8 protein-coding genes are annotated in these 12894 nt (G+C 48.8%); all 8 read left to right on the top strand.

All coding sequences use genetic code 11. The annotated features are described in order from the left end of the window. Nucleotides 1-11: 11 nt before the first annotated feature. The 8 genes from ftsW (at nt 12) to FSU_RS04665 (ending at nt 12893) form a co-directional block, all read left to right on the top strand. On the top strand, nt 12-1184 hold the full coding sequence (gene ftsW, locus FSU_RS04700; RefSeq protein WP_012820409.1) for a putative lipid II flippase FtsW: 1173 nt from the start codon (nt 12-14) through the stop codon (nt 1182-1184). Continuing rightward, nucleotides 1181-2251 carry an undecaprenyldiphospho-muramoylpentapeptide beta-N-acetylglucosaminyltransferase gene (murG, locus tag FSU_RS04695; RefSeq protein WP_012820408.1) on the top strand — a complete coding sequence of 357 codons (1071 nt, stop codon included), beginning with the start codon at nt 1181-1183 and terminating at the stop codon, nt 2249-2251. Before ftsW ends, murG begins: the two co-directional genes overlap by 4 nt. Further along, nucleotides 2251-3633 carry a UDP-N-acetylmuramate--L-alanine ligase gene (gene murC / locus FSU_RS04690; protein WP_012820407.1) on the top strand — a complete coding sequence of 461 codons (1383 nt, stop codon included), beginning with the start codon at nt 2251-2253 and terminating at the stop codon, nt 3631-3633. The genes murG and murC overlap by 1 nt, the downstream gene beginning before the upstream one ends. Then, complete coding sequence (locus FSU_RS04685; RefSeq protein WP_014545353.1) at nt 3630-4472, top strand: cell division protein FtsQ/DivIB; 843 nt, start codon at nt 3630-3632, stop codon at nt 4470-4472. The genes murC and FSU_RS04685 overlap by 4 nt, the downstream gene beginning before the upstream one ends. Then, a complete protein-coding gene (gene ftsA, locus FSU_RS04680) occupies nt 4465-5706 on the top strand; it encodes a cell division protein FtsA (protein ID WP_012820405.1) in 1242 nt (413 codons plus the stop codon). The genes FSU_RS04685 and ftsA overlap by 8 nt, the downstream gene beginning before the upstream one ends. Before the next feature lie 31 nt (nt 5707-5737). Next, the gene (ftsZ, locus tag FSU_RS04675) at nt 5738-7411 is read left to right on the top strand and encodes a cell division protein FtsZ (protein ID WP_012820404.1); all 1674 of its coding nucleotides are present in this window, start codon (nt 5738-5740) and stop codon (nt 7409-7411) included. 600 nt (nt 7412-8011) lie between these two features. Continuing rightward, the gene (locus FSU_RS04670) at nt 8012-9568 is read left to right on the top strand and encodes a hypothetical protein (protein WP_155808690.1); all 1557 of its coding nucleotides are present in this window, start codon (nt 8012-8014) and stop codon (nt 9566-9568) included. Nucleotides 9569-9644: 76 nt separating this feature from the next. Then, the gene (locus FSU_RS04665; protein ID WP_012820401.1) at nt 9645-12893 is read left to right on the top strand and encodes a fibrobacter succinogenes major paralogous domain-containing protein; all 3249 of its coding nucleotides are present in this window, start codon (nt 9645-9647) and stop codon (nt 12891-12893) included. Nucleotide 12894: the final 1 nt, after the last annotated feature.

Here is a 12894-nt window from a genome sequence, read left to right as displayed (position 1 = left end):
CTTTAGTCAAGATGTCTAACACTCAGTCCTCAGGAATGAACAAGCTTTTGCTTTTTGTCACATTAGCATTAATGTGCTTTGGCATTGCTGTCGTTTATTCGATTTCTGCTCCTGTGGCTGTTTCGAAGAACTTGTCTCCTGAATACTTCCTCATGAAGCATCTTTACAAGGTCGTGGCATCGGTCATTATCATAGGCGTGTTCTATAAGATCGATTACGCTCTTTGGAAAGATTCTTCCCGTGTCATTTTTGGTGTCGGCGCTCTCCTTACGTTTGCGGCTATCATCTCGGGTGGCGAAGTGAAGGGTGCGTCCCGCTGGATTTTCGGTATCCAGCCGTCTGAACTTATGAAGTTTGGCTTTATCTGCTGGATTTGTGCAAAGCTTTCGAACGCGGGCGATGAAATCAAGTCCATCAAGTGTACGATTATCCAGCCGGCGGTTCCATTCTTGATTTCTGCGATTTTGCTTGCTTTACAGCCAAACTACTCGATGCTCCTCATGTTCTGTGCCTTGTTGCTTACGTTGCTTATCATTGCAGGGGCGAACTATAAGTATGTGTTGATTAGCTTCCTTTCGTCTCTTCCGTTGCTTGCAATTGCTTTGCTTTGCAAATCGCATACGCGTAAGCGCATTAAGGCGTACTTGGCTAATGATGGCTCAATGAAGGAATCAAAACATCAGCTGGTACATTCTCTTGAAGCGCTTGGCAATGGTGGCCTCTTGGGAACGGGGGCTGGCATGGGTGAACAGAAGCTTGGTTACTTGCCCGAAGCCCATAAGGACGTGGTCTATGCGGCTATTGGCGAAGAATATGGTTTTGTCGGAACGTTCCTCGTGCTTGTCGCTTTTGCAATACTTTTCTCGCAGGGCTACAATATTGCAAGAGGCGCTACGACGCGTTTTGGAAAATACATGGCTGTTGCGCTCACGACTTCGCTGTTCTTGAATTTTATCATTCACGTGTGCGTGTGCGTGGGACTTTTCCCGACGACGGGCCAACCGCTTCCGTTCCTCAGCTTTGGCGGTACGAACCTGCTTTTGTCGGCTGCGTTTATTGGAATTTTGTTGAATATATCTCGCCCGACGAGTGGCCGTAGCATTCGTGAACCCTATATGAACAACACGGTTTCTTTTAATGCGGGATCCGCTATGAATTTTGGAGCAAGAAGGAGTTCTATATGAAAAAGTTCCTCTTTGTTTGCGGTGGCACTGGTGGCCACATTTTCCCGGCAGTGGCTATTGCCGAGAGTTTGAAGAAGATGGGTGTCACTCAGATTACTTTTGCGGGCCGTAAGGATTCTATGGAAGAACGCCTTGTGGCAAAGAACTGGCCGTACGAATACATTTCGGCTGTTCCGCTGCACCGTGGACCGTTCCTCAAGAATTTGGCATTGCCGTTTAACCTGACCAAGTCCTTGATTCGTGCAAAGAGTGTTGTAAAGAAGGTGGCTCCGGATGTCGTGATTGCAACGGGCGGCTATGTCTCGCTCCCGATTGTGCTTGCGGCTGGTTCTATGGGTATTCCGGTCTATTTGCAGGAACAGAACGCTGTTGCCGGTATTGCAAATAAGGTCGGTGCTCGCTATGCAAAGACTGTTTTTGTGACCTCCGAAGAGGCGATGAAGGGTTTCCCGATCGAAAAGACCCGTATTCTCGGCAATCCGATTCGCGACTTGCCTTCTGCTGATTCCCTGGCCCGTCCGGTGGAATTCCGTGAAGGCCGCAAGGCTGTGTTTATCGTCGGTGGCTCCCAGGGTGCTGCTGGCATCAATAACAAGATTGAAGAAAGCATTGGCCGCATCGCTGCCCACGAAGATATTAGCGTGGTTTGGCAGGTGGGCGCCAAGAATGTCGATGACATCAACAACCGTCTCGGTATTTTGCCGAACGTCGCGGTGCGTGGATTCTTGGATAACATCTATGCTTATATGAAGCACGCCGACTTGATTATCAGCCGCGCTGGTGCATCGGGACTTGCAGAAATCCTTGCTTTTGGCAAACCGTCCATTTTGCTCCCGTACCCGCATGCGACTGCAAACCATCAGGAACACAACGCCCGCGTGGTCGAAAAGGCTGGCGCAGCCCTCGTGGAGCTTGATGATGAACCGAACGATCTTTGGAACAAGGTGGAAGCGCTCCTGTATGATCCGGAACGCTTGGAAAAGATGGGCGAAGCCGCCAAGACGCTTGGCATGCCCGATGCCGCTGACCAGATTGCGAAAATTATTCTGGATATGGAGAGAACGTAATGCAGATTAATGATTGTAAACGTGTTCGCCGCCTTCATTTTGTGGGTATCGGTGGCGCCGGTATGTCCGGTATTGCCGAAGTGCTTCACGAAAACGGCTTTGTGGTGACCGGTTCCGATATGGGCGAAGGCGCTGTCATTGACTACTTGAAAGGTCTTGGCATTCGCATTGACCCGAAGCACGAAGCAAAGAATGTTGCTGATGCAGACTTGGTCGTTTATTCCTCTGCCATTCCGTTTGACAATCCGGAACTTGTTGAAGCTCGCGCCCGCCGTATTCCGGTGATTCGCCGCGCTGAAATGCTCGGTGAACTGATGCGCCTCAAGTACACGCTTTCCATTGCCGGTACACACGGCAAGACCACGACGACGTCTATCGTTGGCGCTATCTGGGAAGAAGCAGGCCTTGACCCGACGATTATCGTGGGTGGCATTGTGAAGGGCAAGTGCAGTGGTGCCAAGGTGGGCCACGGCGACTACCTCATTGCCGAAAGTGATGAATTTGACCGCAGCTTCCTTTCGATGATGCCGTCTTCGGCGATCATCACGAACATCGATGCCGACCATCTCGATACATACGAGAACATCGATGCCATCAAGGATGCGTTCACGCAGTTTGCAAACAAGATTCCGTTCTACGGTCAGGTGATTGTATGCCTTGACGACCCGAACGTGCAGCAGATTTTGTCGCACCTCAAGAAGCCGGTGATTACGTACGGCTTTACCCGTCAGGCTAAGTACCGCGTTGAAAATCTCGTGTTTGTGAAGGGCTATCCGCAGTTTGAAATTGTTTGCGATGTCAAGAGCCTCGGCCAGTTCAAGCTCCAGATCCCGGGCCGCCACAACGTGCTGAATGCAACGGCTGCTGTTGCCCTCGCTGTCGAAGAAGGTATTTCGATTGAAGTTGCCCGCAAGGCCGTGGCCGCATTCGAAGGTGTGAAACGCCGCTTTGAATTCATCGGTGAAAAGAATGGCGTTATGGTCTTTGACGACTATGCTCACCACCCGACCGAAGCAACCGCTACACTACTTGGTTTCCGCGAGGCGTTCCCGGACAAGCGCATCATTGTCGCTTTCCAGCCGCACTTGTTTACGCGTACCCGCGATCAGCACGAAGCTTTTGGTAGCGCATTCTCGAACTGCGATGTGCTTTTGGTGACCGACATCTATCCGTCCCGCGAAAAGCCGATTGAAGGCGTGACCGGGGCGATGGTTGCTAACAGTGCCGCTGACCGTGGCCACCGCGATGCCCGCTTTATCGGTGATGTGAACAACTTGATTCCGGTCTGCAAGGAATTGCTCAAACCGAACGACGTGATCGTTCTGATGGGCGCTGGTAACATCTGGAAGCTTGGCCAGACGATTTTGGAGAAGAGCATTTGACAACTGAAGAAACAACAATGTTCGGTCGACGGATCGGATACAACGAACGTAAGCGCAGACGCAAGCGCGCCCGTATGAGACGGATGCGCATTGCCAATGCTGTTCGTTGGTACAAGCGCAAGGGCTGGGTCTTGACTCTGCTCCTTGTCGTGGCTACCGTCGCACTGTGGCAGAGTCGTTTCTATCTACACCAGATCAATCCGCTCGAACTCAGGCACTTGCAGTACATCGAAATCGAAGGCAATCGCATGCTTTCATGGGAAGATGTGGTGCAGAGCGCCCAGGTGGAAACGGGCATGCTCATGTCGGAACTGGATGCCGACTCTGTCAAGAAGTCTCTCTTGCAGATTCCGCTCATCCATTCTGCTGAAGTGGAAAGCAAGTTTCCGTCTTCGCTTTACATCAAGCTTCAGGAAGCGTCCCCGATTCTGTCAGTGCTTGATGGCGGCAAGGGAACGGTTTATTCTGAACGTGGACTGTCGCTCCCGATGTCGATGATGACGGCGCTTCGCCTGCCGATTCTTGAAAAGGAATCGGAAGGGAAGGTAAAACAGGTGGCCCAGTTCCTGTTTACCATGCGCAATGAGGACAAGCCGCTTTACGATCGTGTATCGCAGGTAGGCTGGTCCGAAAAAGACAGGGCTTTTGAAGTGTTTTTCAAGGATGCCGGGTATCGCGTGATGTTCCCGGATTCAAATTGGAATAGGGATTTGTTTGCTTTGTACGATGCTATCGGAAAAGGCTTTCGCAAGGATCTCCTTTGCGCAGGCGAGGTAGATATGAGATTTCATGGATTTGCGTATATAAAAAACTTTGATAAGAGGTGTATCAATGGATGACAATAAGCAAATAGTCAAAAAGGAAGACTACATTTTCGGGCTTGATATCGGCGCCTCGAAAGTGAATTTGTTCGTTGGCATCTCGGAAGGAGATTCCGTCCGAGTTGTGGAATGCGGTGATTTCCCGCTGGAATCGTCAGATGAATACGATTCTGTCGTTGAAACATTGCAGAAGGCCGTTCATACGCTTGAATCGATTGCGGGTGTCGATGTGCGCGATGTCTACGTGGGCATTGCGGGTAAGCACGTGTCGTCTTACAGCTACAAGGGACTCGTTTCGCTTCCGACAAACGAAGTCCGTGAAGAAGATATCATCAACGTTCAGAGATTGGCAAGCACGCTTCCGGATAAGGCGGGTGAAATCATCCATATTTTCCCGGGAGATTATACGCTGGATGATACGACGGGCATCCGTAATCCTAAGGGTTATACGGGCCGTCGCTTGGGAGTCGAAGTTCAGGTGGTTACCTCACGCCCGAACGCTCTCCAGGATATCGCAAAGTGCGTGAATCGCGCTGGCCTCAACGTGGCCGGCTTTGTGCTTGAACCGCTCGCAGCCGCATCCGCAGTTTTGTCTAATGACGAACGCGAACTTGGCGTGGCGCTGATCGACATTGGCGCAGGTTCTGCCGATATCGCCGTCTTTGTCAAGGATTCCGTGCGCTACACGGCATCGCTCGACATTGCGGGTAACGTTATTACTAGTGACATTAGCAAGTGCCTCAAGGTTCCGGTCTCGCTTTCGAAGGCTGAAGAACTCAAGAAAAAGTACGGCACCTGCTCGCTCAACAACTTGATTGAAGATGAAACCTTCCCGGTCCCTGGTGTGGGCGACCGTGGAGAAGTTCTTTGTTCTCGTAAACTTTTGGCACAAATTATTACTGCTCGCGTTGCAGAGATCTTCAAGCTTTTGGCCAAGGATTTGGAAAAGCACCACCTCGATACGGTCATTGATGGCGGTATCGTCCTTACGGGTGGCTGCTGCAACCTCGCCGGCATTGAAGAAATTGCAACAAAAGTATTCAAGAAGCCTGTCCATATCGGAAAGCCGAAGGGCATGAGCGGCATTCAGGATGCGTACCAGAATCCGTCTTATGCAACCGGCATTGGCCTCTTGTACTACGCGAACAAGAAACATCGCGAAAGAAAACAGCGTGATACGGATACCCAGTTGCTCGTAACTGTGAAGAAGGGTATGCAGCGCCTTCGCGACATCATCAAGACTTACTTCTAACCATAAACCACTCAAATCAGGGAGATAAACTATGAGTGACTTTGCAAATATCAATTTCGAGGCTATGTCTCGTATCACGGGTGATGACACTCCAACCAGAAATGCCAAGGTGAAGGTCTTTGGCGTCGGCGGTGCCGGCGGCAATACTGTGAACCGCATGAAGCAGATGAATATTGAAGGTGTGGAATACTACGCCATCAATACTGACGCTATGGCTCTGGACCAGAGTCTCGCCGACCACAAGATCCTTATCGGTGAAAAGAGCACGAGAAATCTCGGTGCTGGCATGGATCCGGAAATGGGTCGCAAGGCTGTCGAAGAAAACATTGACGACTTGAAGAAGGCCATGATGGGTGCGGACCTCGTGTTCGTGACTGCAGGTATGGGCGGTGGTACCGGTACGGGTGCAGCTCCGATCGTTGCTACTGTTGCACGTGAACTTGGTATCCTTACGGTTGCCGTTGTTACAAAGCCGTTCCGCTTTGAAGGTAACGTCCGTAATTCCTTGGCTCAGAATGGCGTTCGCGCTCTCCGCGAAGCTGCTGATACGATCATCGTTATCGAAAACAAGAAGCTCTTGAACCTCATCCAGAACACGAACAAGAGTGCTACTGTTGACGAAGCCTTCAAGATGGCTGATGAAATCCTCGGTAACGCAGTGCAGAGCATCTGCAGCATCATGTTCCGTCACGGTCTCGTGCATGTTGACTTTGCTGATATCCGCAAGGTTATGCTCAAGGGTGGTTCCGCTCTTATGGGTACGGGTACTGCAGAAGGCGAAGGCCGCGGTGTTGCCGCTGCCGATGCAGCCCTCTCTTCTCCGCTCCTCGAAGATATCGACATCCAGGGTGCTTCTGGCGTGCTCATCAACGTTTCTCACGGCGAAAACTACTCCTTGCTCGAACACAACGAAGCAATGGAACACATTTACGACGCCGTGGGCGAAGAAGGCAACCCGAACATCATCGTCGGTGACATCACTCTTCCGGAACTTGGCGACAAGGTTTGCATCACCATCATCGCAACGGGTTGCGGTGGCTCTAACAATGCCGCTGCTGTGAACTATGCCGGTATCGGTACCGCTGCTTATCAGATGAATCAGACTCAGGCTCAGTATCAGGCCCCGGCTGCTCCGGTGCAGGCCGCTACTCCGCGCCCGACCACGAACTTCCTCGCTCTTGCTGGCCGTAACACGGCCGCTATGCCGACCTCCGCTATGCCTGCCGCTCCGACGGTTGCCACTCCGGCTGTCACACAGCGTGTTGTCCCGGCTACAGCTCCTGCTGCTCCGTCTTACTCTGCTCAGTCTTACACGGCTCCGCAGAACACTTATGCTCAGCCCGCTGCAGCCCGCCAGGCTGCTCCGGTGAACACGGCTGCTGCAATGTTCGCTCCGGCTTCTTCTTTCGCTTCCCCGAGTTTTGATGCCAAGGCTAGCTACACGGAAGAAACCATTGCTCCGAAGAGCATTCGTGAAACCGAAGAAATGCCGGGTGCTGCCGAAGCTGACCCGCTTTCTAACGGCCACTACGCAAGCACTTTCAAGCAGGATTCCCGCCCGGCTCAGACCGAACAGGTGAACACGATTGATTACTCCACTCCGGCAATCATGCGTAACCAGAAGGCTTCTGAAGACGCACTCAAGGACCGCGATGTTGATTACGACCTGCCGGCCTTTATGCGTATGAATTCTGATTTGTACTAATCGTGTATAACGATTAGCCCTACATTGCAATAACGAAATTCGACCTGGTGCGTTCGAAGTTTTCGAACACGCCTCCGAGAAAGAACACACACACGGGTGCGTGAGTGCGCACCCACCACAACACAAGGGATCACCCGGGTCTCCCTGCCTGGGTGGTCCTTCTGATGTCCGCTCAACTCTTGTGTAATATGGAACATCCATCGTCGTCTCGCTCTCGCCACCATGCCTCGTTGATACGAGGCACTTGTGGCTCACGGGTGTCCGCTTCGCTTTGATTTAATAGAAAAACTCCGTCGGCGCTTCGCTCTCGCCTTCATGACCAGCTTGCGCTTGGTCATTCCGGCTCACGGTGTGTCCGCTCCGCTTTTGATTTAATAGAAAAACTCCGTCGGCGCTTCGCTCTCGCCAACACGGCACGCTTACGCCGTGCCGCTTATGGCTCACAGAGTACCCGCTTCGCTTTGATTTAATAGAAAAACTCCGTCGGCGCTCCGCTCTCGCCACCATGCCTCGTTAATATGAGGCACTTGTGGCTCACGGCGTGTCCGCTCCGCTCGCGGATGCGGACAAAAAAAGAAAAAATTTTAATACATTTATGTTATGTTATCTCGTGCTTTATTGTTTGCTTGTTTGATGGCGGTGGCGGCGCTTGCCTCGGCTGAAAATGTTTCTGAAAAGCCTGCGGAAAAGGTTGGCTATTTCCAGATTGGGACGGATTTCAATTTCGGTTTTAATGGCGGCCCGACCGACCCGACGTTTGCTGTGGATACGGCGGAAAATTACGGTGGAAATTGGCGCGGGTTGCGCATTCCGCTGGAGACGGCCCGCAATTACGAGGAACGCATCAATCCGTTCTTTACGCTCAGCTTCCGTGCGGGCTACAAGGATTTCCACTTCTTGATGGAAGCGCCTTTGCGCAAAGATTTGGAAGCTTGGTACAATAACGACCTCAAGACGAACTTTACTTACAAGCCGAGCGAACTCGATATCAATGTGCCAATTAATGCCTACGCCAAGTGGGATAATTCTATTGGCTTTGTGCAGTTCGGCCGTTTTAATCCCGAAGACTTGAAAATTTCCAAGAACGATATTTTCTTGGGTGGTTTACCATATCACGACGGTATCCACTGGAAATTGAATATCGGCATTTTCCGCTATGACTTTTTGCTGAGTTCGTTGAACGCTTGGCTTTTTAATGATGTGATTAATCACGAAACGGGCTGCCCGCCAGAAGGTAGCGAGGCTTACGCCCAAAAGTGTACGCCGCGCGGAAAGCAGGTGAGTAACCAGCGTAATCGCACTTATACTGAGAACGTGAAGAATATGGTATTCCACAGGCTCGGTGTTGATACTAAAAAATTCTGGATTTACCTTGTGGAACAAAGTGTCATCGGCGGCAAATCTCTGGAATTCCGCTCTTTCAACCCGTTTATGTACTGGCACGATAATTACGCCACGGGTTATACTTCTGCGGCGACTTCTGTAGAATTTGGTTACAAGACGTCTAATGGTGCGAAATTCTACAGCCAAATTAACATGGAAGATATTGCAAGCCCGGTCGGTGAAGACAAAAAGATGGGGACGAACCGCTCTATCATTAATTACATGGTCGGTTATTATCACGAGCTTGAAACCCGCAATTACGGCAAATTTTCTTGGCGATTGGATGTTGTGAAAACAGACCCTGCGGCAAACAACAGCAGGCTCCCGCTTTTAAAATACACGGGGCGCCGCAATTATCGCAGCAATTTCCGTGAACAGGGCGACCGTGATTATGCCGACGCCTACTTTGTAGATTATCCGATTGGCTACCGCAGAGGTGGCGATGCGCTTGACCTCTGGTTTGATATGAACTGGAAAACTTCTCGCCGTTCTGCAACGTTGACGTTCGCTTGGCTGCGCCAGGGCGATAAGGAACTTTATACGGACTACGATGTTGCGTTGAAACCGGAAAATGCGCTTTCGGGAGTTGTTGAAACGCAATTTGTCGTTGATGCCCTTTACGAAGAAACCGTGACGGATTGGTTTAAGTACTACGTTGGAGGCGGTTTCCGTGTTTATCGCAATCTTTCGCATGACAAGCGTGAAGATGGCTCTGATGCATGGCTCCGCTCGGGTGTGAAATTCAATTTCAATCCGGTTGATTTGAAATTCTAATAAATTCTTTTTACCCAAATTAGTTGGGAATTCGTTTACTAAATTTGTATTTATTCCTTAATAAAGGAAATGAATCATGAGTAAACGAGTTGCTTTTTTGTTTGTTGCAAGTACATTGGTACTTGCACTTTTAGCTGCGTGTGGCTCTACGCGAAATTCGTCTGTTGATGCGGAAAATCCTTTGCGTGATGGTGTCAAATACGGAACTATGACAGACAATCGTGACGGCCAAATTTACAAGATCGTGAAAATAGGTTCGCAGATCTGGATGGCTGAAAATCTGAATTATGAAACAAAAGATAGAGCTGTCGATATGGATTTAGATCTTTTGGGACCTAGAGCACATAAATTTCATAGGAGTTTACGTAAACAAAAGCCTAAAAAAGCCTCTCGTAAATCAGAGGTTAGCTATTGCTATGATGACCATCCTATCAACTGTTTGCGGTATGGACGTCTTTATCCTTGGAGTAGTGCTGTAGAGGTTTGCCCTGCGGGTTGGCATTTGCCAGATACCACGGAATGGAACACTTTGTTTGCTACGGTAGGTGGAGCCGAATCTGCCGGAATGGCCCTTAAATTTACGGATGGCTGGCGAAATGACGGCAATGGGACGGATGAATATGGGTTCTCTGCGCTTCCTGTTGGCTTTTTGTATGAATTAGATCCTCAAAGTAACCCCAATGAATATGCTTCTTTTTGGAGTTCTACAGATGTTCCAAAAAAAGGCGCGTATGGAATGTTTTTGAATTATTATAGCAATGGGGCGAAATTGGGAATGGATTCGTATGACGTTGCATTATCTGTCCGCTGCTTAAAGGGATCTAAGTTGTCTTCAAGTTCTTCCGCTACGGCAACGTCATCTTCGTCTTCGCAAGAAACGAGCGTTGGTGCTGATTCTTCTGTAGCTACGGAAACTGGAACTATGGTTGATTCTCGTGATGGGCAAACTTACAAGACTTTGAAGGTTGGTTCTTGGACTTGGATGGCTGAAAATTTGAAGTATAAAACGTCCGATAGTTATTGCTTTGGTGATAAAGATGAAAATTGCGAAAAATATGGACGGCTCTACAAATTGGATGCAATGAAGGATACTTCTTCTTTAAATTTGAAACAAAATGTGTGTCCTGTGGGTTGGCATTTGCCATCTCAATGGGAGTGGGATCGATTGATTGATGCTGTAGGCGGAACGTTGTTGGCGGGCAAACGCCTTAAAAAATTGATGGGATGGTTTGGGGATAGTGCCAAAGCTGATGATGGTGTTGGTTTCTCTGTGCTTCCTGCTGGCATTAGGTTCAGTGATGGAGGTTATAGCCGAGATGGCTTATATTCTTTGTTCTGGACATCTGATGAATATGGCGTATTTTTCAACTACTATAGCCCTCGAATAAAAATGATGGTGGAATTATCAAAACTTGGAGCATCTGTTCGTTGCATCAAAGATCTTGCTATAGGAACGCTCGTTGATCATCGTGATGGACAAACTTATAAGACGGTGAAGATTGGCTCACAAAACTGGATGGCCGAAAATTTGAGATTCAAATCGCCGAATAGTTTCTGCTATAACAATGCGGATAGCAACTGTACCAAATACGGACGCCTTTATTTGTGGACGGCTGCTTTAGATAGCGTTCGCTTGTATAAAGATGATGATGAAGATTGCGGCTATTGTAAACCTTGTCCTCCGAAATTCCCGTTACGTGGCGTTTGCCCTAAGGGTTGGCATATACCGACGGAAACAGAATGGGAAACGTTGTTTGAAACTGTGAAACCGGGAACGACTTCGGGGTTGGCTTTAAAGTCTGAGACTGGTTGGACAAGGTGCGATTATGACCATAGACCCTTTGAAAGAGTTTGTAGAAGTGCAGGAAATGGCTATGATTATTTTGGATTTTCTGCACTTCCTGCGGGACATTGGAATAAAGATGGTGGCAAGGGTATTGGTGAGTCTGCAATGTTCTGGAGCTCTACGGGCTATTACAAAAGTTCTCCAAATTATATGAGCCTCCGTGCTGATAAGGAATATCCTGATTTTGAACACTGCGGTGGCGATTATAAAAATGACGGAATGTCGGTCCGTTGTGTTGAGGATGATGCTGAAGAAGAAAACTTAAAGAGTGATGCAGACTCTTTGCCTTCCGTATCTTCAGTTGTTGCTCCTTTTTCGAGCGGGAATTTCCTTATAGACCGTCGTGACGGACAAACTTACAGGACCGTTACTATAGGGGAACAGACTTGGATGGCTGAAAATCTCAAGTATAAAACTGAATTTAGCACTTGCCATAAAGACCCTGACAGTTGTGCAAAATATGGTCGCCTTTATGAATGGGGCGAGGCATATAATGCTTGTCCTGCTGATTGGCATTTGCCGACTGAAGAAGATTGGAATACTTTATTTGCTACAATTGGTGCAAAATATCGAAAGTATGACGGATTCTTAGGGGCGGGAGAAAAACTCAAGTCTAAAAGTGGTTGGCTTGGCAATGGAAACGGTACGGATGAATATGGCTTTTCGGCATTGCCTGCAGGAACATCCAATTACTATTCTGAGGTGATTCAAAGCCCGGATGTCCATCAGGGGGTGGGGGAGAAAGCTTATTTTTGGTCTGTCTCTGTTAATCCTAGTTTTAGCAATGCCTATTTAATAATGGAGAGTGGAACAAAACGGGCATACTTTGCTGTTGGAAGAGATTATGATGCAATTTCTGTTCGTTGCGTAAAGAACAAGCCTCTGCAAAATAAGACCTCATCTGCAACGGTTCCTGTGTCGAGCGTTGTTAAAGATTCTCTTGTTGACAATCGCGATGGTCAAGTTTACAAAACCGTAAAAATTGGTTCACAGACTTGGATGGCTCAAAATTTGAACTATGAAACAAATGACAGCCGTTGCTACAAAAATGATTACCACAACTGCTCTAAATACGGTCATTTTTATACATGGATTGATGCGGAGAAAGCTTGCCCTGCAGGCTGGCATCTGCCCGATACAACCGAATGGAATACTTTATTCGCTTCGGTGGGCGGACGACCTACGGCCAGTAAATATTTAAAATCTAAAAGCGGCTGGAAAACTTGCAAAAACTGGTGCTGGGCGAATGGTAATGGCTCGGATGATTACGACTTTTCCGCACTTCCTGTTGCTAGCTGGGGAGAGCGTAGCGAATTCGGTTCCGAAGGGGAGGGTGCTGTATTCTGGACCGCTTCAAAAGAAGATCGTAATGCGTATTACATATATCTAGTTGCTAAATATAGTTATACCATTTACTTTAATAAGAATTATGACAATTACTCTAGACGTTCGGTCCGTTGCGTTAAAGATTCTGATTAGA

Source organism: Fibrobacter succinogenes subsp. succinogenes S85, assembly GCF_000146505.1.
Classification (GTDB): Bacteria; Fibrobacterota; Fibrobacteria; order Fibrobacterales; family Fibrobacteraceae; genus Fibrobacter; species Fibrobacter succinogenes.
This window is presented reverse-complemented; position numbering and strand designations above follow the sequence as displayed.

What these genes read in the sequence shown, in the direction of transcription:
- ftsW (WP_012820409.1), top strand. Translation starts at nt 12, where the DNA reads ATGTCTAACACTCAGTCCTCAGGAATGAACAAGCTTTTGCTTTTTGTC.
- murG (WP_012820408.1), top strand. Translation starts at nt 1,181, where the DNA reads ATGAAAAAGTTCCTCTTTGTTTGCGGTGGCACTGGTGGCCACATTTTC.
- murC (WP_012820407.1), top strand. Translation starts at nt 2,251, where the DNA reads ATGCAGATTAATGATTGTAAACGTGTTCGCCGCCTTCATTTTGTGGGT.
- ftsA (WP_012820405.1), top strand. Translation starts at nt 4,465, where the DNA reads ATGGATGACAATAAGCAAATAGTCAAAAAGGAAGACTACATTTTCGGG.
- ftsZ (WP_012820404.1), top strand. Translation starts at nt 5,738, where the DNA reads ATGAGTGACTTTGCAAATATCAATTTCGAGGCTATGTCTCGTATCACG.
- FSU_RS04670 (WP_155808690.1), top strand. Translation starts at nt 8,012, where the DNA reads ATGTTATCTCGTGCTTTATTGTTTGCTTGTTTGATGGCGGTGGCGGCG.
- FSU_RS04665 (WP_012820401.1), top strand. Translation starts at nt 9,645, where the DNA reads ATGAGTAAACGAGTTGCTTTTTTGTTTGTTGCAAGTACATTGGTACTT.